Raw genomic sequence first — 22,499 nt, forward strand, 5'->3', positions numbered from 1 at the left:
CCAAATAACAGCTGTGGCTAAACCGCCCCGTGCGCCGGTGTGAAACGCAGCTCTCCCGCCGCGCTCGCAAGCTGCTAGAATGCCAAGGCAATTCCAGGAAAGGTGCGTTGGCGTTTCCGCCTGGAATTGCGCGGAAATAAGCATTTGTTGACCAAGTTGGGCGACTCTTCCGGATGTTCATCTCGCTCCAGATCAGCAATGTCGACAGGCTGCCGGCCGGCACCGCCGCCAGCTATGCCGCCCGCGACCGCAGCTTCGAGATCGGCCGCGAGAATTGCGACTGGACACTGTCGGACCCGGACAAGTTCATTTCGGGCCGGCACTGTGAGGTCCGCTACCAGGCGGGTTCATTCTGGCTCTACGATGTCTCGCGCAACGGCACTTTCGTCAACGGGTCCAGCCAGCGCATGAGCGGACCGCATCGGCTGGCCCAGGGCGACCGGCTGCTGATCGGCCGCTATGTCGTCGGCGTTTCAATCGAAGACGAACGGGCCGCGACCGGACATCCGCAGACCAGGACGGGATCGACGCAGCGCGAGCTGCCGCCCTCGCCCGGCGGGCCGTCGGTTCCCAGCCATGAGCCGTTCTTTAGTCCGGCGGAACAGCGCCCGACTGGGACGGCGCCAGTCTCCAGATCGTCGGCCCTGCAGCCCGGTCCGGCGGCCCCGGCCAATCGGCCGGCGGAAGCGGACGCGATGCTGCGGGAGATTGCCAGGGCGGCGGGCATCGCGCCTGAATTGCTGCAGTCCCGCGACCCGTACGATGTCGCGGCCGAGATCGGCTCCGTGCTGAGGACCACGGTCGAGCAGCTATCCCTGCTGCTCAAGGCGCGCGCGGCGGCAAAGGTGCTCGCCAAGAGCGCGCACCGCACGATGATCGGCGCCGAGGACAACAACCCGCTGAAATTCGTGCCGGGCACCGACGACATATTGGAGATCATGTTCGCCAGGCGCAGGGCCGGCTATCTCGATGCGAGGCGCAGCGTCGAGGATGCGTTCCGCGACCTGAAGACCCATGAGATCGCGACCTACGCCGCCATGCAGGCCGCGCTGTCCAGGCTGCTTGACGACCTGTCGCCGGAAGCGATCGCCAAAAAGATCCCGCCGGCGTCCTTCTCGTCCAGAAAGAGCCAGGCTTGGGATGCGCTTGTCGCGACCTGGCGGACGATGGAAGACAAGCACGAGAACGGCATGCTCGATGTCTTCCTCGCCTATTTCGCCGAAGCCTACGCCAAGGCCGACAAGCAGAAATAGCTGCGCGGCACGGACCGCGCCGGCCGTATGTGACGGGTCTCATAGAAGAAGCCGCCCCTTCGAGCATCTTGCTCTCCGATTTCAATCGGCGGGCCGTTTCAATTGGGTATCCGGGCGACTAGAATGCCCAAGGACGCTTGCCCGGCGGGCAAAGCGGCGTGGCTTGGGGCGTGTGCAGCAATGTCATGTTTCGGCGAGATGAGCCTTTCCGTGCGGCCCGCCGCTGAGGCTCAGGCTGGAACGCGTTGCCCCGGGCCAAAACCTGCTCATTGCAATTCGACGGTGGATCGTCGCCGATGAGCTCAAAGGACGATCCTTCCAGGCCGGCGGATAGAACCGTCATCCGCGCGCCGCGGCCGAAGCAGAAGCCGCTTGCGGGTCCCGAGAGATCCGGCCCGGAAGGCGCACGTCCTGCTCCATCGCCTGCCCGCGAGGCGACAGTGTTCGACCCCGGCGGCGGCCGACAGATGCCAACCGGTTGGTCGTCCGGAACCGTGCTGTTTCAGGGGCCCGCCCCGGGAGCGGTGGACAATGCGACGCCGGGGCTGCCGCAGGATGCCCTGCTCGCCGCCGCCGAGGGCGTGAGATATGCCGCGACAAATCCGATCCTTGCCGCGGCGGCGCCGCTGCTGATGCTCTTCGGCCAATTGCGGCTGATACCGGTCGAACGGCAAGCCGCACCCTTGGCGGAGCGTATCGCCGATGCGATCGAGACCTTCGACCGCGCGATCGCCAAAGCCGGCGTAGCCGAGGAAGACGCACGCATCGCCAAGTTCGCCCTTTGCGAAACCGCCGACGACCTCGTCGGCAATCTACCTTGGCCGGACAAGGACAGCTGGCTTCGGCACAGCCTGGCGGCGCGGTTCTTCCACACCCGACCGACGGGCACGGGCTTCTATGGAGCGTTGAACACGATTCTCGCCAAGCCGGAAGCACATTACGACCTGCTCGAATTGATGCATGCGTGCCTGTCGCTGGGCTTCGAAGGCCAGTATCGGGGGCTGACGGGCGAACGAAACATGCTCGAACGCGTCCGGCGCGACGTCTACGACACGCTGCGCTACTTCAAGCCGCGCGCCAATGATGACATCTCGCCACGCTGGCAAGGCATGGCGGCGGCGCTGCCGAAGGCAAGGGCGCGGCTGCCGCTCTGGGCGGCAGCGGCCGCCGCGGCGACGCTGGTGACAGCGACCTTCTTCGGGCTGCGGGTGCTTATCACCGACGAAGGCGACGCGACCGCCGGCGAATTGCTGGCGCTCAACCCGTCGACGCCCGTCACCATCGAGCGCGCCAGCGTGGCGGCGCCCATTGAGCCCGCGCAAGCCAGCCCGCCGCCGCCCGCGGTTCCGGACACCACCCAGATCGACCGCATCCGCGCCGCACTTGCCAAGGAGATCGCCGGCGGCGGACTGAGCGTCGGCGAGAAGGGCGAGTTCATCGTCGTCGAGATCAACAACCAGCTTTTGTTTGCGCCCGGCCAGGCGGAGCTGAAGCCGCAGTTCCAGCCTGTCGCCGCCGACATCGCCACGGCGCTCGATGCTGAACCGGGGCCCATCAATATCATCGGCCACACCGACAATGTGAAGCCGAAGAAATCGAGCACATTCAAATCGAATTTCGATCTTTCCATCGCTCGCGCCAACGCTGTCCAGGCATTGGTGGCCAAGCAATTGAAGGACCCGTCGCGGCTGAGCGCCGACGGCAGGGGCGAGGATGAACCGATCGCCGACAACGGCACGGCGGACGGCCGCGCCAGGAACCGCCGCGTCGACGTGATGATCCCGAAACAGGAGACCCTGCAGGCGAGCGCGGCGGCGGAGAACGGCAACTGATGCGCTGGATGCTGCGGATCTTCAGCCTGGCTGCGCTTGCCGGTTTTTCGGCGGCGGTCTGGTATGCCGGGCCGCTGATCCGCTTCGCCGATACGCGCCCGCTTGGACCTGTGTGGCTCAGGGCCACCATCATCGGCGTCACCATCGTGGCACTCGCACTGTTCTACGGGATCCGCTTCTGGCAGCGGCGCAAGGCGCAAAAGGCGCTCGAAACGGCGATCGTGCGCAGCGACGAACGCAACGACGATTCGCAGGTGCTCGAAGCGCGCATGAGCGAAGCGATCGCGACGCTGAAGCGGACGAGCGGCAAGCGCAATTTCCTGTATGACATTCCTTGGTACATCATCATCGGCCCGCCAGGCGCCGGCAAGACGACGGCGCTGGTCAATTCCGGGCTGAAGTTCCCGCTTGCCGGCTCCGGCAGCGTGCAGCCGCTGGCCGGCGTCGGTGGCACGCGATGCTGCGACTGGTGGTTCACCGACGAGGCGGTGCTGATCGACACAGCCGGCCGCTATACGACGCAGGAATCGGACCGCGAACGCGACAAGGCAAGCTGGCTCGCCTTCCTGGGACTGCTCAAGAAGCACCGCACCAGGCAACCGATCAACGGCGTGATCCTCGCCATCAGCCTTGCCGACCTGATCGGCTTCGACGACCGGCAACTCGATGCGCATGTCACCGAGATCAGGAGCCGCCTGCGCGAGCTGCACGAGACGCTGAAGGTCCAGTTCCCGGTCTATCTGCTCTTCACCAAGGCCGATCTCATCTGCAGCTTCATGGATTATTTCGGCGATTTCGATGAGGCGCGCAGGCGCAAGGTATGGGGGGCGACGTTCCAGACCGCCGACCGCACCAAAAACATGGCCGGCGAGGCGCCCGCAGCCTTCGACGAACTGGCGAAGCGGCTCGCCGAAGAAGTCGCCGACCGTCTGCAGGAAGAGCCAGACCCGGTGGCGCGGATCGCGCTGTTCGGCTTCCCTGCCCAGTTCGGCGCGCTGAAGAACCGGATAACGCAGTTTGTCGGCAGCCTGTTCGATACCTCGCGGTCGCAGGTCAATGTCAGCCTGCGCGGGCTCTATTTCTCTTCGGGCACGCAGGAAGGGACGCCCTTCGACCAGGTGCTGGGCGCAATCGGGCGCAGTTTCGGCAGTGCCTCGCAAGCGCATCTTTCCGGCGCGGGCAAGAGCTTCTTCCTGCACGACCTGCTGGCCAATGTGATCTTCCCGGAATCGGGCTGGGTGTCGTTCGATCGGGCGGCCGAACGCCGCATCAGGCTCGCCAGGTTCGGCGGCCTGGCCGCGATCGCGCTGGCGGCAGTGGCGACGCTCGGCATGCTTGGCCTCAGCTTCTTCGCCAACAAGGCGCTGATCGCTTCCACACGCCAAGCCATGGCGCATTATCGCGACAGCGCCGATAGCCTGCTCAAGAGCACCACGGTGACGGACGTCGACCTCGAAAACGTCATCGGTCCGCTCGACCAGCTGCGCAACCTGCCGGCCGGGTTCGAAAATAGCGACCAGGGAAAGCCGATCGAGGAGACGTTCGGGCTCAGCCAGCGGGAGAGGCTGCTGTCGGCCTCCAAGACGGCCTATCGGCAAGCGCTGGAGCGGACCTTCCGCTCGCGGCTGCTGGTTCAGGCGGAACGGACGATCCAGGCCAGGATGGCCGATCCGATCGCGCTCTACGAGCCGCTCAAGATCTACCTGATGCTGGGCGGCAAGGCGCCGAAGGTCGACGACGAGCTGATTGTCTCCTGGATGAGGCAGGACTGGGAAGAGAACCGCTACCCCGGCGAGAACAACCGCGAAGGCCGCGCGCAGCTCGAAAAGCATCTGCGCGCGATGCTTGCGCTTGACGACGCCTATGATCCGACCTTCGCGCTCAACCAGCCGCTGGTCGAGGCCACGCAGCGCTCGCTCGGACGCATGAGCCTCGCCGACCGCGCTTCGGCGCAGATCAAGTCGGCGGTCTACGCAGCAAAGCTGCAGGATTTCTCCATCGCCGCGAAAGCCGGTCCGGAAGCGCAGCTGCTGTTCGAGCGCACGGATGGCAGCGAGCTCGCCGATCTTCAGGTCCCCGGTCTTTACACGCGCGCCGGGTTCAATCGCTTCTTCCTGCCGCAGCTCTCGCGCATCGCGCAGATGCTCGTCGACGACCAATGGGTGCTCGGCGGCGGCGGCGAACAGGGCGGCATCGACCAGGACCTGCCCAGGCTCGGTCCCGAGCTCATCGACCGCTACGGCAAGGAATTCGCCGCAGCCTGGAACGGCGTGCTCGACCAGCTGAAGCTCAAGGCGATGCTGAAGGACAAGCCGCAATATCTGGCGCTCTCCGCCCTCGCCGCGCCGGACTCGCCGCTCGACCAGCTCTTCACCGCAATCGCCGATGAAACCGCATTGACGAAGGATAGCGGCGCCGACGGCGATATCGGCACGGCGCAGCAGGACCCCGCCAGCATGGCCAAGGGGCTGGCCCGCATCGGCCTGCAGATCGCCGGCGGCAAGTCGCAGAGCCGCGCCGGCGCTAGCTCGGCCGTCGTGCAGAATGCCGGCGCGAGCGTCGAGGCGCAGTTCCGTTCGTTCCAGGCGCTGGTCGGCGGGGCCGCCGGGCGCCGGCCGCTCGATGCGCTGACGCAGAACTTCCACGACATCTTCCAGAGCTTGAAGCTCGCGGCCGATGTCCCCACGCAGACCGAACGCGTCAACGCCAACCTGCAACTGCAGATCTCGACGCTAAGGGCCAATGTCTCGCGCTTGCCCAAGCCGCTGGCGCGCATGGTCAACGCTGCGGCGGACGAGCTCGAAGGCAATGTCGCCGCGGCCTCCGTCGCCAACCTCAACCAGACCCTCGACCAGACGGTGACGCGCGTCTGCGAGGAGGCAGTCAACGGCCGCTATCCCTTCACACGCGACGGCACCGACGAGATCTCGATGGCGGATTTCACCAAGCTGTTCGCGCCTGGCGGCCTGATGGACCGGTTCTTCGCGCAGAACCTCGCGCCGCTGATCGACATGACCGGCCAGGAGTGGACTTGGAAGCAGGACGCCCGTTCCAGCCGCGACCTGGCCAAGTCGACCTTGAAGGCGTTCCAGTCGGCGGCGGAAATCCGCAGCGCCTTTTTCCCTTCCGGTGGCTCGGTGCCCTCGGTGTCGATCACCATAACGCCCACCTCATTGAACAGCGAAGTCGACAGTGCTTTGCTCGACGTCGACGGGCAGACGGTCCAGAGCGCCCAGGCCGGCAACGCGCCGAGCATCGTGACATGGCCAAGCGGCGCCGCTTCCGGATCGGCGAGCCTCAGCCTCGTGCCGGAAATGCCCGGTCGGGAGTCCGCGCTCAAATTTGAAGGACCATGGGCATTGAAGCGGCTTTTCGACAAAGCAACCGTCACCGGCGACGGCGCCAACACCGAAGCGCGCTTCGTGATCGGCGGACGCGATGTCGCCTACACCATCCAGGCCGGCTCGGGCGCCAATCCGTTGCTGCTGCCGGCCTTGTCCGGCTTCAGCTGTCCGAAGGCGTTCTGAGATGGTCGGTCCCAGCCTTCATTTCGGTACTCTAATACATACGCTTGTGGCAGAGTGGCCTGGGCACGCGGCCCATGGCTGGTCACAGAGGACGCCTGCTGAGCGCTTGGTGGCAAATTGAGCACTGTCGCCTTCCCCATCGACAGCTTCGGCGCGAGCCACAAGGGCTGCGTGCGCGACCACAACGAAGACAATTACCTCATCGAGCCGCAGACAGGGCTGTGGGTGGTGGCCGACGGCATGGGCGGCCATGAGGCCGGCGAAGTCGCCTCGGCCAGCATCGTCGACCATCTGGCGACGATCGGAATTGCGAGCTCGGCGCCGGATCTTCGTGCCCGCTTCGAGGACAGGCTCAGCCGCGCCAATGCCGAGATCCGCAACATATCGCGCTCGCGCGGCATCACCATCGGCTCCACTTTCGCGGCCCTGCTTGCCATGGATGGGCGCTTCGCCTGCCTGTGGGCCGGCGACAGCCGCATCTATCTCGTCCGCAACGGCTCGATCTTCCAGGTTTCGAAGGATCACACCGAGGTGCAGGAATTGCTCGACCGCGGCATGATCAGCGCCGAGGAAGCGCGCGTCTGGCCGCGCCGCAACGTGATCACGCATGCGATCGGCGTCAGCGACGAGCTCGAGATCGATTTCCAGCAGGGCGAGCTGATGGCGGGCGATGTCTTCGTTCTGGGCACCGACGGATTGACCGCGCATGTCAGCGACGCCGAGATCGAGGCCGCGGTCAGATCCGCCACGCCGCGGACGGCATGCGAGAACCTCTTGAAAACCGTGCTGGCGCGCGGCGGAACCGACAATGTGACCATCGTGCTCGTGAAGATCGGCGACGGGCAGAGCGGCGCGCTCCATTCGGATCGGTCCGCGGCAGAGGGCCTGGCCGGATGAGCGACGACGACAAGACACGGCTGTCGACGAACGTCACCTACACGGGTGTCGGCACGCAGCTCAGCGGCATCTACGAACTCGACGAGAGGATCGCTTCCGGCGGCATGGGCGAAGTCTATCGCGGCCACAACATCCAGACCGGCGACCATGTGGCGATCAAGATCGTGCTGCCCGAATTCGCCCGCGACCAGACGATCCTGTCGCTGTTCCGCAAGGAAGCATCGATCCTCAATCATCTGTCGCATGACGCGGTGGTGCGCTACCACGTCTTCACCATCGATCCGGGGATCGGCCGTCCCTATCTTGCGATGGAGTTCGTGGACGGCCAGTCGCTGTTCGACGTCATGCGCCGCGGGCCGATGCCGGGGGATGATGTGCGCCGGCTTTGCCATCGCCTCGCCTCGGGGCTCGCCGCGGTGCACCAGGCAGGCGCTGTCCACCGCGACCTCTCGCCGGACAACATCATCCTGCCTGGCGGTCGGGTGGAGCGCGCCAAGATCATCGATTTCGGCATCGCCCGTTCGGCCACCGTCGGCGGAGAAACGCTGATCGGCGGAAAGTTCGCCGGCAAATACAATTACGTCTCGCCCGAACAGCTCGGCCTCTATGGAGGCGAGGTCAGCGAGCAGTCCGACATCTACAGCCTCGGCCTGGTGCTGGCGGCGGCGCTGCGCGGAAAGCCGTTCGACATGAGCGGGTCGCAATATGAGGTCATCGAAAAGCGCCGGGCGGTGCCGGACCTGTCGGATATCGATCCCGATTTCCGCGAGCTGATCGAAGCCATGCTGCAGCCGGATCCGCGCGACCGGCCGGCCAGCATGGCCGAGATTGCCAGGGCCTCGCGCGGCGAGGATCTCGAGGCGACATTGCCGCCGCCGGTGTCGTTTGGGGCACGCGAACGCTCCGGCCTGCCGCGCGCCGGTTGGACGGCGCTGCCGGATTCCAAACCGCAGCCGCCTTCCGGCGAGCCGCGCTTCGTCGAGCATGTGCGCCCAGCGCATTTGTCGGAGCCACGGCCCGCGCCGGCACCCGCCCCGGCCAGAGCGCCCGCACCGGCCGCATCCAAAAAGACTTCGCGCATGCCCGCCATCGCCGGCGGGGTCGCAGCTCTCGCTGTGCTGGTTGGGGGCGGCGTTTATTTCAGCGGTGTCCTGGCGCCCCCGCCGGCAACGGTAACACCCAAGCCACTGACGCCGAAGCCGGTCGCCGAAGCCGCCAAGCCGGTGGCCGAGGCGCAGCCACCGGAGGCGCCGAAACCTCAGACGCAGGCACCGGCCGCAGCTCAGCCGCAGGCGCCCAAGCCTGACGGCGCCGCCACCATCGAGACGGCGAAGCCGCCTGTCCAACCCGATGCGGAGGCAAAGACGCCCGTCGAGAGGCCGGCCCGGCCTGCCACTCAGCCGGAGAGCGAGGCCAACAGCCAACCGCATCTCCCACAGGTCGAGACCAAACCGGCGCAACCGCCGGCGGCGCAATCGCCGAAGCCTGCGCCAGCTCCCGCGCCAGCGGAAAGCCAGAAGCCGGCGCAGCCTGCAACCGCGCCGGCGGCCAAGACGCCGGAACCGAGCCAGGCGGCTGAGAACAAGCCGGCGCAAGAGGCAAATCCGCCGGCGGCCAAGCCGAGCGTAAAAGAGCTCGTGGAGATGCTTTCCAAGTTGCCCAAGCCGGCGGCTTCCCCACCTCCAGCTTCGCAAAGCCAGGCATCGACGCAGCCGACGCCTCCGCCGGCTGAGCCGAAGGCGCAGACCCCAACACCTAGTCAGCCGGAAACGCCGATCGCGCCGGCACAACCAGCGCAGCAAGCGCAGACACCGGCGGCCAAGCAGCCCGACAACACCGACGTTGCCATCAATGTGCCCAAGCCGGCGCTTCCTTCAGCGGAAGACGACATGATCAAGTGGAACGACCAGCGCTCCTGGGTGCGTGATTTCAGCGGCGGCAGCTGTTTTTACGCGAACGTCACTTCCGGACCTGGCGCCACCCCGACGATCGAGGGATACGCAACGGCGGTGCAGCCCTTCGAACAATTGCTCAATGATTTCCAGTCCAGGTTTCACGCCGAGCCGGACATCAGTGTGCGCCTGATCACCTCGCCGCAGTGCGGCGTGCCCACTTTCCTTCGCTTCCTCGACCGAAGCTCGGCTGCAAAGCCACAGCTTGTCCTCGACCGGACATCGGTCCCCGACGGATCGCCGGTCAGCGGCGCGCTGTATACGGGCGGCGGGCTTGTCTCGAACATCATGCTGATCGACCACAAGGGCATCGCCTTCAACCTCGACGACCGCATGGTGCCGCAGACCGACAAGGTGACCTTCAACATCCCGATCGGTCTCGCTGCCGCCGACAAAGCAGCCGGCAAGGCGGTGCCGCAGATCATGCTGGTGATCACCGGCCCCAAGGACATCCAGGCCGCCATGTTCTCCAGACCGACGCCGGCCTCGGAGCTTTTGCCGAGGATCCTCGAGGAGATCGAGGCCGATGGATCGCAGTTCTCCGCCACGGCCACCTATTTCCGGCTTGGCGGATAGCATGAACGCCGATGGACCTTCGCCGCCTGCGTTATTTGCACCAGCCCTCGCCACGCAAGCAGCGTAACCGGCTCCGATTGCCGGGCCGCATGACGCTTGCGGCGCTGCTCGGCGCGGTGCTGTTCTCGATCCTTTCGCCCGGCAAGGCGCATGCCGAATTCACCGTCTGCAACCAGACGCTCGACGTCGTCAATCTCGCGGTCGGACAGAAAATCGACAATGCCGACCAGACTGACGGCTGGTGGACCATCGGCGCCAACCAGTGCGTCAACGTCATCCGCGAGGAGCTCACCAACCGCTATATCTATCTCTACGCGACGGACGTCTTCGGCCACGCGGTCCTCAACGGATCGACCGAGATGTGCATCGACCGGCGGCGCTTTTCGATCCGTGGCATCGAAGAGTGCTGGCAGCGCGGCCATATCGCGGCGCGCTTCGTCGAGGTCGACACGCAGGAGCAGGTGCGCTGGACCTATTTCCTGACCGGAAACAGCCCGTGACGCACGCGATCGACACGAGCTTCAAACAGAAGAAGCTGGCGCGCCTGGCCGAGCGCCGGCGCAAGCTCCGGCGCGGAATCCTTGCAGGGGCCGCAACACTCGCCGTCGTCGCTTTGGCCACCGGCTTCTACCTGACCGAGGACTACTGGTTGTTCGGCGACGAGGACGAGGAGCTGCATCCCGTCGAGAGCATGGAAGACGTGCCCCCCGATGCCTCGGTCTATGTACCGGCGATCATTGATCTCGCCGGCGATCCGATGTGGATCACGCTGGCGCCCGATGCCGACACCGCGACTAAGGGCAAGACCGTTGCGCGTCCGGCTGAGCTCGACAGTTCCGGGGCTTCGCCGCAAATCGAGATGCTGTCCGACGTGATGCTGAGCGCCAGCGAGAAGTTCATGACGACGATCCCGTCGACGCAGGAGGATTTCGCCTTCTTCCAGGCCCAGCGGCAGGCGGCCGCAAAGCCTTCGGGAATTCCCGAGGACCAGCAACCGGCACCGCCCGCTCCGGCCGCGGCGCCAGACGATCAACAGAGCGATCCGCAGGGCGACCTCGAGAACGACCTCCAGGCGGCGCCTGACGAGAGCGACGCCGGCCCGGCGCCCAAGGCCGACGCCGACGATCCCGAGGCCGGCTGGGGCGAGACCATCGACCAGGGGGAAGCCGCGCTCCCGGCTTTCAAGAAGACCGCGGTCGAGAACAACACGACCGTGGCGACCGTCGCCAGCGAATACCAGCGCTTCGAGGCGACCGAGGATACCTTCGTGAAGATCCTCAACGACCGCAGCCTGGACAGCGTGGCACTCGACGCGCATTTCTCCGCCGACGACGCGAAGCTTGCGGGCGAGGCGCTGAAGACGCTGTTCAACCGCGACGGGCTGGAGCCCGGCTTTGTGGTGGCCATGCGCGGGTTCCGGCCGAACCGCGAGACGACGATGATGTCGCTGATGCAGGTCTCGATCTACGCCAAGAATGTCTATGTCGGCACACTGACGCGCAATGCGGCCGGCGCCTTCGTGTCGGGCGTCGACCCCTGGGTCCGCGAGGATCTGTTCAACTATTCCGGCGCCTCCGACCAGGGCGGGCCCAAGCGGCAGTACCGCCTGCTCGACGCGATCTATTCGACGGCAGCACGCAACAAGGTGCCGACCAGCGTCATCGGCGAGGCGATCATGTATCTGTCGCGGGGGCAGGACCTCGACGCCTTTGCCAGCGAGGACCAGCGCCTGGTGCTGATCTATTCGCAGACGCCGCGCGGCCAAGGCGAGATCTCCGGCCGGGTGCTCTATGTCGGCGTCCAAGGCGCGCAAAAGAGCCTCGACTGTTTCGTCTTCCAGCAGAGCGACGGCCAGTATGCCTGCGTGACGGGCGACGATCAGGTGCGATCGCTGACCGTCACCAACGGCATGGTTACACCGGTCGCCGGAGTGATGACCTCGACCTTCGGCCCGCGCAAGCATCCGATCCTCGGCACGGTTCGAATCCATAAGGGCGTCGACTGGGCGGCGCCGGTCGGCACGCCGATCGTGGCCGCCTTCGACGGCGCGATCTCCTTTCAGGGCGATGGCGGCGGCTACGGCAATCTGGTGAAGATCACGCATGCCAACGGCCGCGAGACGCGTTATGCGCATATGCAGAAATTCGCCATCGCCAGCGGAGTCGGCACCAAGGTGAAGGCCGGCGACGTCATCGGCTATATCGGCACAACAGGGCTTTCGACCGGCCCGCATCTGCATTTCGAGCTCTATCAGAATGGCGAGGCGATCGACCCGCTGGGCACGGTCACTTCGGTCGCCACCGCCGTTTCCGTCAGCTCCGGCGGCTCAGGTGATTCCGCCGTCGAGACGCTGACCGACCGGATCGTGCACGTCGAAAGCGGCGGCAGCGCCCGTGCCAAGAACCCGCTTTCGTCGGCGACCGGCGCCGGCCAGTTCATCTCCAAGACCTGGATCCGCATGATGAACACCTATCGTCCCGATCTCGCCCGCTCGCTTTCGACCGCCGACCTTTTGGCGCTCCGCTACGACGCGACGCTGTCGCGCGAGATGGTGCGCAACCTGGCGCGCGAAGGCGAAGCCTATCTGCGCGCCCGCGGCCACCAGATCACCGCCGGTCGCCTCTATCTTTGCCATTTCCTCGGCATGGAAGGGGCGCATCAGGTGCTGGCGGCGCCGGGCTCGTCGCAATTGACCGCGGTTCTGGGATCAGCCGTCATCCAGGCCAACCCGTTCCTTACCGGCAAGACCGCCAGTTATGTCGTGGACTGGGCCGAGCGGAAAATGGGGCAGAAAGCGCCGCGCGTGGTGACCGATCAGGGCCAGCCGGCGACGACAACGACCGAAATCCGGCAGACGTCTCCGGAATTCGAAAAATACAAGCAGGCGATCACCGCGCTGATAGGTTCGATCCAGAATACGCTGGAGCCCGGCTAGAGTCTTTCATGTTTTGACGGAAGCGTATCCTGCGTTTTCGAAGTAGTTCTTGCATTCGGCTGCCTCGATGGTTTCGACGAGGTGGCCGATGTGGCGCCAAGTGTCCTCGACGGTGCGTTTCTGCGCCTGGCGCATCCAGTGCTTGATCTTGGCGAAGGCCTGCTCGATCGGATTGAGGTCCGGTGAGTAGGGCGGCAGGTACCAGAGTCTGGCGCCAGCGGCCTTGATCATCTGCCTCCCAGGTTGTCCATGACGACGATATCGCCGGGTTTCAGCACGGTGATGAGCTGCTGTTCGACATAGGCCCGAAAGCATTGGCCGTTGATCGGCCCGTCGAAGACGCAAGGGGCCGCGAGCCGATCACAGCGCAGCGCGCCGAGGAAAGTCAGCGTGCGCCAGTGGCCGTACGGAGCTAGGCCGCGCAGCCGCTTGCCCTTCGGCCCCAGCCGCGCAGCGGAGCCATGTTGGTCTTGATCCAGGTCTCATCGATGAAGACCAGGCATTGGGGATCGAGGCCGGCCTGCCAGGATCGCCATCGTTGGCGCCTGCGGGCAATATCGGCGCGTGCCTGCTCAAGGGCGAACAGCGTTTTTTTTGAAGCTTAGCCCTTCGCGGCGCAGGAACTGCCACACCGCATTGTGCGAGACCTTGACCCCGCGCGCGGCCAACTCGTCCTTCAGCCGATGCAGCGACAGATCAGAGGTCTGGTTGATCCGCTCCACGATGAAGGCTCGATGCGGTTCCAGAACCCGCCTACGGTGGCCACCCATCTTGCCCGGCGCCACCGAGCCGGTTGCCTGATGGCGCTGCAACAACTTCACGGCTGTCGAATTTGCAATACCTAACCGTTTGGCGGCCGACCGGCGGCTCTCGCCGCTCAAAACCGCCGCCACAACCCGCTCGCGTAAATCATCGGAAAGAGGTCGAACCATCAGATGCTGGCCTCCAATCCAGCCAGCATCTTGAATCACAAATCAGACGACGCGGGAATCCCTTCCGATTCAATCAAGCGATGAAACGCTCTAACGGCACTGCACAGGGATTTTGACCTCTGTTTGCGTTGGCAGATGGCATGCATTGAAGATTGGCCGAAACGCCCATCGCGATCGTCATTCCAGGGCGGAGCGGGAGCGAAGCGACGCGCGCAGACCATGGAATGACGAGGTTGGGGCGGCTTCAATCAATTCCCAGCGTTTGCGCTGATTTCACGGAAATGATCAAGGCGCTGATCTTCGGCACCGGCATCGCGGTAGGCGGTGCGCTCAAGAACTGACCGAGGACAAAGCCCGGCCGGTCGGCGGGCCGGCTGTCTCGCCATGAGCCGTCCGGAGACAGGGCCGGCCGCCTATTGCGTCCTGATCCGCATTTCCACCCGGCGGTTGACCGGATCGTAGGGATTGGCGACGCGCGGATGCGACTTGCCCAGGCCTATCGGCTCGAGGCGGGTAGATTGAACGCCGTTCGCCGTCAGGAAGGCCGCCACCGATTGCGCCCTTCGCTGCGACAGGTCCTGGTTGTAGCGATCCGTACCGGTCGCGTCGGTGTGGCCTTCGACGACGAAGCTGAACGTGCTCAGCCTATTGTCCTTCAGCGCCTTGGCGAACTCGTCCAGCTCCGTGCGGGCGGTCTGGTCGAGCTGGGCCGAATCGAGGGCGAAATTGATCATCATGTCGAGGCTGCCCTTTTGGGGCGCCTCGTTCTTGTCGGCTTTGCTCTTGCACTCTTCTTCGGTGCCGACGCAGATACCGCGCGACGCGCCAAGATTACCCTGGCCGGCGAAGAACTTCACGATGTCTTCCGATTTCTGTAGCGGATCGGCATAAACGTGCGCTGAAAAAAGCACGGTCGCCAATGCCAAGGCTGAGCTGCCCCACCGCATGACCGTTACTCCTGTTTGAGCGGGTTTCGCTGGCGCGCACCATATCAAATCTTGAAGCGATTGTCTGTGAACAAGCGCACGTTGCCGATGGCCGCCACCTGCTAAAAAGGTGGAGCATGATGCCGAAAAATATGAAGCGGTTTCGGGCGGCATCATGCTCTAGTTCTTTGATTTAGAGACGGGTTCATCCGGCTCTAAGGCTTGACCGGCTCTCGGCTAAAGGCTTGAGTGGTTGTCAGCTGGCTCTCGGGGTTTGGCAGCCATGGCCAACGAACTCGGATACAGAACCGCAAGGGATCTCTTTCTTGCCTGTCCCGCGATCACCCGGGACATGAAATCGCCGGCCGCCAATCAATCCCCGCTTGAGTTCTGCCGCGCCCTGCTCGCCGGACGCGTGCCGGAGGAGGCTGTCACGTTCTGTGCCTATCTCCTGCCGGAACGCGCCGCGGTCTGGTGGGGGCATGAATGCCTGAGCCATCTCTCAGAACTCCTTGCCGATAGGGACCTCGAATTGCTGGCGCTCGTCAATGACTGGGTCGGCGAGCCTGGCAATCCCCGCCATCGAACGGCGCTGAGCGACGCCGTCGATCGGTCGCCGACGACGCCGGCTGCCTGGATCGCTCTGTCCGCGGCGTGGCGCGACCCGGCCTTCGATATGCTGTCGACTGGATTTCCCGCCGCCCACGCCGTCAACGCCGGAATCCTGGCGGGGCTGGCGCGCGTCTCGACCGCGGACCGTTTTGGCGTGCTTTCGGCCTTCGTCGATATGGGCATCCAGATCGTGGAGATGGAGGCGCAGCGGCAATCGGTCGACGCGTATTAGGGCCTACCGCACACAGTCATTTGCAGCCGCCTTGCGCCCACCTGGCCAAAGCGACCTTGAAGCGCGTGCCGAGCGGATGCTGCAAGCGCAGCACGGAGACGTCGTTGGCGGCAAAATTCTTCGCCTGCTCGCAAAGGCGGGTCTCGTTCCACTCGTGGCAGCCGTCGCAGTGCTTGCCTTGCCAGACCGACTTGTCGAGGCCTTCGACCGGACTGAAAAGCGGTTGTCCCTTGATCAGTTGGGCTATGCTCTTGCCGTCGATCGCCGGGTCACCAAACTTGACCGGGCGATCGAAAAAGATCGGCCCGTCCGTCGCCAGCTTCGGGATCCTTTCACGCAACGCATTGAGCGCAAGCTGATCGTCGGTCTGGCCGGACGCCGCGCCGGTGTTGCGCGTCCCGGAGCCCGCTTCGGCCTGAGGCGGGCCCGCCTCGCCGACAATCAGCGGCGCACTGAGATCGATCCTGTGCAAGACGACCTCGGTGGTCAGCGAGACGTTGATCCAGGGGCGCTGCTTGCCGGCAGTGGCCTTGAAGACATCGCTGGTCACCCTGTTCATCGCTTCGGTGATGGAGACGTTGGCTTCGCCGATATGCTGGAGGAGCGCCGTGGTGAACGGCGAGTGGTCGCCCGAACCGTCATAGGCGAGCTGGTTCGGACTTGCGGCGAAGGCGACAAGCGTGCCGGCGCCGCCATTCTCGATCGGAATTTCGGCGAGGCCGCTGCTAGCGCCCTTGATGCCGGCGGTCTTCGCCAGCACGTCGGCAAGCGGATTGTCGCGGCAAGCGTCCAGGAAAACCAGTCTTATGCTGGTCTCGCGCGACATCTGGCGCAGGACGAAATCGACCGAGACGGCCTCGAAATCGAGCGAGGTCTCGTCCTCGAGCGCGGCGTCGACCGGAAGCAGATAATTCTTGCCGGAGACCTGCAGGCCATGGCCGGCATAGAAGAAAAGCGCGATGTCGGCGCCCCACACCTGCTTGGCAAACTGCGCGACCGTAGTCTGTGTCTGCTGCTTGGTGAGGTCGAAGCCGGAGACCACCTCGAAGTCGAGGTCCTTCAGCCGATCGGCCATGGCCTGCGCATCCCGCGCCGGATTGGCGAGCGGCGCCGCGTGCTGATATTGCGAGTTGCCGAGCACGAGCGCGACGCGCCGCTCGGCATTGGCGGCGGCCATCGTCAGAATCAGGGCAAGCGCCACAACTCCCACAGCGCGAAGCAGGCCACCGCAAAAGGCGATCGGACCAGGATCCACCGCCACCTCAGTTGGCGAGCTTGCTGGCGGAGAATTCGATCCGCCGGTTGAGCGCCTTGTTCTTGGGCGTGTCGTTGGCGGCGACCGGCTTGTCCTCGCCATAGCCGGCCGAGCTTATCTGGTTGCGCGGCACGCCGTCGGCGATAAGCGCATCGGCGACCGCCTGGGCGCGCCGCTCGGAGAGCGTCTTGTTCGCCTCGGGCGATCCGTCAGAATCGGTGTAGCCGGACACTTCGACCTTGAGGGCCGGGCATTTGCCGACGACGCCCTCGACCTCCGCCAGCAGCGGGCGGCTCTTGGCGTCGAGCCTCGCGCTCGCCTGGCGGAAATAGATGGCGCCGGTGCGCGAGAGCACGGCAAACCGGTTGAGGCATTCCTCGTCGCTGAAATTGGCTTTCGCGGCATCGGTGGCGACGGGGCCGACCTCGGCGGTCGAGGCCGCAACGGTCTGCACGGCGGCCGGCTTGCCGCCGTCGGCGGTGAAGACGAAATCGAAGGACACCGACGCCGTGGGCACGATGTTGGTCACGTTGGCCGCCTGCTGCAATTTGTCGATGTTGGGCAAGAGGCCGAAATCCTCGACATGGACCGCGACGGGCGCTTCCGAAGCGACGGAAACCTGGGTGTCGCTGATCATGGTGACGACGACGCTTGCCTCGAGATCCTTGTCGACGCCATGCAGGCTGAGGCGGAACGGCAGTGTCGTCTTCACGCGGCGCTTGGTAGGCAAATCGGCGAACGCCGCCGGATCCACCTTCGCCGTCACTTCGGCCGTCGGATAGGTGAATGTCTCGAAAAACAGGAAACGCATGCGAACGTTGCGCAAGTCGACGCCCGTATCGACGGAATTGAGGTCGAAGCTGATCCTGGCGTCGCCGGCGGAACTCAGCGTGCCGGTGATGTTCCTGATCTTGTTGGTCTCGACGATCGTGTTCTTCTTGACCGACTGGTAGGTGAGCACCGAAGCGGAAGGATCGAGCGTCCAATTCGGCGCGGCGCTCGCAGCCTGCGATCCGAAGACCAGCAGCGCGGCTACGACCAAGCCAAAAGCCGCGGCCTTGGCTCGCATTTTTCGCCAGAATGCGACGACTTCGAACATGGAACGCCCCCGCCAGGACAACCCGATCTCGATACCGGCATGTGACCGGAGCATAGAGCACTTGGCCGGGCTTGGCGAGCGGTTCCAGCGGGCTGCAGAAAAGCGACTACAATCCCATGCGTCGAGAAAGCACGGGCGTCCGAGACGTTATCACCATCCTCCGCCGCCACCGCCGCCGCTGCCGCCCAGGGGCGCAATGACAGGCGTAGTTTCGTTCTTGACCGGTTTGATCAGTTTCTTGGCGGTAACCTTCTTCTGCTGGACCACCTTAACTTTGGGCTCGGTCGTCGTGCGAACGACCTTCGTACGATATTTCGCCGTCGGCGCCGGCTCTACCGTAGGCGCCACGGTCGTGCACCCCGCAACCGCGAAGGATAGGAATGTTGCGATGACCGCCTGCTTCAATGCCCTGCCCACCATTGCCTCCTTGTTGATCAAAACAAGTCCCGACGCGGATTGGCTTGCTCCCAGACAGCTCTGGCCGTCTTGATCAGTTGGTCTTCGACCGAGCCGCCCGCCGGGATTTTCGATTTGAGTTCGGACCGCAGTTGCTTGAGCGCAGCCGACTTCGGCCTGGCGCCGAACTGCGCCAATGTCGCGCGCGCGGCCGGCAACTCATTGCGGAGGTCAAGTCCTGCGGCGAACGCCAAATAGCGGACGGCTATGGCCTGATCGGATTTGCCGCCTTTCTGCATTTCGATGGCCGCGCGGTCGTATGCCGCCGAGTAGTCGCCGCGGTCCGTCGCCAGTTCGAACAGCCTCTGCGCCTCAGCAAGGTTCCGGTCCACGCCCTCACCGTCCCTGTACATGCGCGCCAAGCTGCCGGGCGCATAAGGCTGGCCGAGTTCCATCGCCTTCTGGAACAGCGCCTGCGCCTGCTTGGTGTCCTTCTCGACGCCGCGTCCGCTGAGATAATTGCGTCCGAGAATGTTCATCGAGTACATGTCCTGGCGCTCCACGCCGGCCTTGAGAAAAGCGACAGCGCGAGCAGGGTCGGCAGGTACGCCGTTCCGCCCTTCGGTGAAGATCGCGGCGAGATCGTTCATGGCGTAGGTGTGTCCCATGGCTGCCGCCTTGAGCAGCAGGTCCAGACCCTTGCCGGTATCGCGCTCGACGCCGAGACCATTGAACAGAGCACGTCCCCAGGCGGTCATTCCATAAGGGTCCCCTTTGTCGGACGCCTTCGCATAGAAACCATTTGCCTTCTTGGGATCGACGGCCGTTCCGATGCCGGACGAGGCGATATAACCGAGCTCGAACACGGCGCGGACATGTCCCTTGTCGGCGGCTTCCTCAATCGCCTTCTTCGCCTCGTCAACTTTACCGGCGGCGAGCAGTGCGCGCCCGAGTTCGTAGTGGAACCGCGCGACATCGGGATACGCCTTCACCGCCGCCTGGCAGGCCTCCACCGCCCCGGCGCCGATCTCGTTCGGCAGCAGGCCGGGGACGACGCCCTGCAGGTCCAAAGGCTCGCCTGCCTTCTGGTCGCACGGATCGACGCTGGGCGACAGCTTCATCGTCGCCGGCTTTGACGGTGTGTTGTCGGCCGTGATTTCGACGCCGACTATCAATGGCTTGACCGCGCCTATCTGCGGTTCATAGCGCAGTTGATCGACCTCGTCGGCCATCAAGCTCGATTGCGGCGACAAGGTCCGATCCGGCAGGGACAGCGTCCCGGTTGCCGGATAATTCGCGAGCTTCACGCTGACGCCCGGATCCTTGGTCGGGACATCCAGCTTCAGCGGCACGGGGCCGACACCGACCGGAATCTTGACGTCGCGGTTCTCGATCGCCTCGGCGGCGCCGGCGATGTGGATGCCGCGCTCCACCACCTCCTGCTTCTGCTCCGACTCCAGCGAGGCCACGAGCTGCTTGCCCGCGGCGCCGTCGCCGTTCTTGACCCGGAACACCAGGATGCCCTGCGATCCGCCGCCCCATTCGTCATGCGTGGCGTAGGCCAGCATATCGACCTGGTCCTCGGCGTCGGCGCCCTTCGGCACATCCATCGCGAGCCGCGGCAGATCCTTGCCCTCTATCGGCTCGCCCGTCGCGACCGGCTTGCCGTCCAGGATCAGACGCCCCAGCGCCGGCGGCCTTTCGATGCTGATTGTGACCGCGCCGCCATCGACATCGACCGGCACCGGCAGGTCGAGCGCGACCGGACCGACGCCCGACGGTACGGTCTTTTCCAGCACCGGCGGCAAAGCCGGCCGGTTGGCCCGGCGCATCAGCACCACCTCGTCGATCAGCGAGGAATTCTCCCAAGGGACCTGCGCGCCCTTGGTGGCCTCGACCACGTCGCGGCGCACGGCCGCCATGACCGAACGTATCTCCTGGTTCGGCGCCAGCGCGCGGCGGGAGAAGGCGGACGAAAACGGGCTGAGATCGCCGGACCCGTCATAGGCGACGGCGCCGGGTTCCGTGGCGAAAGCGATCAGCGTGTTCAGTGAGCTTTTCACCTGCGCGAGGCCGGTGCCGCCGGCCGCGATCAACTGGTCACGCAGCCAGTAATCCTTGCGCGGAAACGGGTTGTTGCGGCAGGCGTCGAGGATGATCACCTGGATCTTCGATTTGGCGCGCAACTGTTGCAGGACGTCGTCGAGCTTGACCGCCTGGACCTCGATATCGGCCGCATCCTTGAGCGACGCATCGACCGGGATCAGGAAATTCTCGCCGCCGATCTGAAAGCCGTGACCCGAATAGTAGACGACCGCCAGATCGGCGCCGTCCGCCGCCGCGAGATAATTGCGAAATTCCTTCTCGAACTGGAGCTTGGTGAGATCCTTGGCGACGAACACATCGAAGCCGGCCAGCCGGAACGTGCTCGACACGTCGTCGGCATCCTTGTCCGGATTTTTCAGCGCCGGGATTTCGCGATATTCGGAATTGCCGATGACAAGCGCAACCCTCCGATCGGCGTGCGCCTGCACCGTCGCGAGGCCCACGAGGATCAAGGCTGCAATCAGCGCGCAGCATCGCAGCATGGTAAAATCCCTAACTGCTATCACCTGTCGGCCACAAGAACGCAGCTTGCGGCATCGCGGTCTGTTAAAGACTTCACAATCTGCCAAGACGGCAACGAACGCGCCTGCGATGGCAAGGCAGATCGCGCATTCAACTAACTGCTAAAATAACCCAGAGACCTCGGCGCCGCAATGACCTGGGTAAGCGCGTCGCCGTCTGTCGATGCAGGATCGCGATCGGCGAGCCACGCCTCCGCGCAGCGCTGCGTGTCTGTGACGCCGCAGCGTTTCATGGGAACGGCGAAAGCGTCCTATCTCTTTGCTTTACGCAATTCCGGACGGAAGGCTACGGCGAACCGCCGACCCCGAGCCGGCCTCTTTCCTGGGTCAGGCGCCGCTCCACATCGCGTCCGGCACCACCACCAGCTTGCCGACAAAGTCCTTGCCCATGAAGTCGGTCTGGGCGCGGTGGAAATCCGACAATTTGTAGACGCCGCCGACCAGCGGCCTGATCTTCTTTTCCTCGATGTAGCGAACGATGCGGCGGAAGTCCGCGCGCGTGCCTTGGCTCGAGCCGTGGAGTTGGAGCTGCTTCAGATACATGGTGCGGAGGTCCAACTGCACGACCGGGCCGGCAATGGCGCCTGCCGTGGTGTAGCGGCCTTCGGGCCGCAGGATGCGTAGGAGGTCGTTGAAGATGGCGCCGCCGACGAGGTCGGCCACCACATCGATGGGCTGGCCATTCGTCGCTTCGTTGACGGCGGTGAGCAGGTCGGCCACGCCGCGCGTGATCACCTTCTCGGCGCCGATGTCGAGCACGGCCTGTTCCTTGCCCTTGCCCACAACGGCATAGGGGATGGCGCCCCGCGCCCTTGCCAGTTGCACGATGCCGGAGCCGACACCGCCGGAGGCGCCGGTGACCAGCACCCGCTCGCCGGCCTTCAGCGCCGCGCGCGCCAGCATCTGCTCGCCGGTGAGATAGGCGCAGCAGAAGGTGGCGAGCTCTACATCGCTCAAATCGGTATCGACGACATGCGCGTTCTCGGCCGGCAGCGCCTGGTATTCGGCATAACCGCCGTCGCGGCCGTGGCCCATATAGTCGATGTCGGCCAGCGAATCGTCGTCGCGGTTGTAGATCGAGAAGTCCACCATGACGCGCTCGCCGACACGGTCGGAGGGCACGCCGTCGCCGACGGCGACGATCGTGCCAACCGTGTCGGTGCCCTGGATGCGCGGAAAGGTCAGAGTGTTGCCTTGCCGGCGCCAGGTCGATACCGCCCCGGCATCTTCTTCCGTGCCATAGGCGCCCTGGCGCACCCAGACATCGGTGTTGTTCATGCCGCAAGCGCTGACCTTGACGAGCACCTCGCCGGCGGCAGGTGCCGGCACCTTCACATCCGTGCGGTAGACGAGCTTCTCAAGGCCGCCATGGCCCGTAAGCTGCACGGCGGCCATGGTGGCGGGAAGAGTTCTTGTCATGGCATTCATGTCGCTTCTCGGATGTCACT

The 22,499-nt window shown here is 64.8% G+C and carries 15 protein-coding genes and 1 pseudogene; 9 read left to right on the forward strand and 7 right to left on the reverse strand.

The genetic code is table 11. The annotated features are described in order from the left end of the window. The first annotated feature begins 173 nt into the window (after positions 1-173). The 7 genes from tagH (at position 174) to CK219_RS05900 (ending at position 12,972) form a co-directional block, all read left to right on the forward strand. Positions 174-1,253 (forward strand): type VI secretion system-associated FHA domain protein TagH, encoded by a 1,080-nt coding sequence (gene tagH, locus CK219_RS05870; protein ID WP_095765827.1) that lies wholly within the window; start codon positions 174-176, stop codon positions 1,251-1,253. 296 nt (positions 1,254-1,549) lie between these two features. Further along, positions 1,550-3,085: a type VI secretion system protein TssL, long form gene (gene tssL / locus CK219_RS05875; protein ID WP_095765828.1), complete on the forward strand. Its 1,536-nt coding sequence runs from the start codon at positions 1,550-1,552 to the stop codon at positions 3,083-3,085. Then, positions 3,085-6,612 carry a type VI secretion system membrane subunit TssM gene (gene tssM / locus CK219_RS05880; RefSeq protein ID WP_176476942.1) on the forward strand — a complete coding sequence of 1,176 codons (3,528 nt, stop codon included), beginning with the start codon at positions 3,085-3,087 and terminating at the stop codon, positions 6,610-6,612. Before tssL ends, tssM begins: the two co-directional genes overlap by 1 nt. Before the next feature lie 117 nt (positions 6,613-6,729). After that, positions 6,730-7,509, forward strand: a complete 780-nt coding sequence (locus CK219_RS05885) for a PP2C family serine/threonine-protein phosphatase (protein ID WP_095765830.1) — start codon at positions 6,730-6,732, stop codon at positions 7,507-7,509. Beyond that, positions 7,506-10,037, forward strand: coding sequence for a serine/threonine-protein kinase (locus CK219_RS05890; protein ID WP_095765831.1), 2,532 nt, complete (start codon positions 7,506-7,508; stop codon positions 10,035-10,037). Before CK219_RS05885 ends, CK219_RS05890 begins: the two co-directional genes overlap by 4 nt. A gap of 11 nt (positions 10,038-10,048) precedes the next feature. Beyond that, positions 10,049-10,537 (forward strand): DUF1036 domain-containing protein, encoded by a 489-nt coding sequence (locus CK219_RS05895; RefSeq protein ID WP_176476943.1) that lies wholly within the window; start codon positions 10,049-10,051, stop codon positions 10,535-10,537. After that, on the forward strand, positions 10,534-12,972 hold the full coding sequence (locus CK219_RS05900) for a M23 family metallopeptidase (protein ID WP_095765832.1): 2,439 nt from the start codon (positions 10,534-10,536) through the stop codon (positions 12,970-12,972). The genes CK219_RS05895 and CK219_RS05900 overlap by 4 nt, the downstream gene beginning before the upstream one ends. Before the next feature lie 6 nt (positions 12,973-12,978). Here CK219_RS05900 and CK219_RS05905 read toward each other — a convergent pair. Next, positions 12,979-13,904, reverse strand: a pseudogene (locus tag CK219_RS05905) (IS630 family transposase). A 152-nt stretch (positions 13,905-14,056) separates the two neighbouring features. Here CK219_RS05905 and CK219_RS05910 point away from each other — a divergent pair. Beyond that, positions 14,057-14,245 (forward strand): hypothetical protein, encoded by a 189-nt coding sequence (locus CK219_RS05910; protein WP_095765833.1) that lies wholly within the window; start codon positions 14,057-14,059, stop codon positions 14,243-14,245. A 72-nt stretch (positions 14,246-14,317) separates the two neighbouring features. Here CK219_RS05910 and CK219_RS05915 read toward each other — a convergent pair whose 3' ends face one another. Next, positions 14,318-14,851, reverse strand: a complete 534-nt coding sequence (locus CK219_RS05915; protein ID WP_176476957.1) for an OmpA family protein — start codon at positions 14,849-14,851, stop codon at positions 14,318-14,320. 331 nt (positions 14,852-15,182) lie between these two features. On the opposite strand from CK219_RS05915, the gene CK219_RS05920 reads away from it, so the two are divergent. Beyond that, entirely contained in the window at positions 15,183-15,674 is a 492-nt protein-coding gene (locus CK219_RS05920; RefSeq protein ID WP_245340408.1) for a hypothetical protein, read from the forward strand. Between the two features lie 16 nt (positions 15,675-15,690). Here CK219_RS05920 and CK219_RS05925 read toward each other — a convergent pair whose 3' ends face one another. From CK219_RS05925 to CK219_RS05945, 5 genes are all read right to left on the reverse strand, one after another. Further along, a complete protein-coding gene (locus tag CK219_RS05925; RefSeq protein ID WP_245340409.1) occupies positions 15,691-16,929 on the reverse strand; it encodes a caspase domain-containing protein in 1,239 nt (412 codons plus the stop codon). 7 nt (positions 16,930-16,936) lie between these two features. Next, complete coding sequence (locus tag CK219_RS05930) at positions 16,937-18,028, reverse strand: OmpA family protein (protein ID WP_095765836.1); 1,092 nt, start codon at positions 18,026-18,028, stop codon at positions 16,937-16,939. 150 nt (positions 18,029-18,178) lie between these two features. Next, complete coding sequence (locus CK219_RS05935; RefSeq protein ID WP_245340410.1) at positions 18,179-18,466, reverse strand: hypothetical protein; 288 nt, start codon at positions 18,464-18,466, stop codon at positions 18,179-18,181. Then, positions 18,463-21,012: a caspase family protein gene (locus CK219_RS05940; protein WP_095765838.1), complete on the reverse strand. Its 2,550-nt coding sequence runs from the start codon at positions 21,010-21,012 to the stop codon at positions 18,463-18,465. The genes CK219_RS05935 and CK219_RS05940 overlap by 4 nt, the downstream gene beginning before the upstream one ends. A gap of 366 nt (positions 21,013-21,378) precedes the next feature. After that, positions 21,379-22,479, reverse strand: coding sequence for an alcohol dehydrogenase family protein (locus tag CK219_RS05945; RefSeq protein ID WP_095765839.1), 1,101 nt, complete (start codon positions 22,477-22,479; stop codon positions 21,379-21,381). Positions 22,480-22,499: the final 20 nt, after the last annotated feature.

The sequence above is a fragment of the Mesorhizobium sp. WSM4313 genome (assembly GCF_002294725.1).
Classification (GTDB): domain Bacteria; phylum Pseudomonadota; class Alphaproteobacteria; order Rhizobiales; family Rhizobiaceae; genus Mesorhizobium.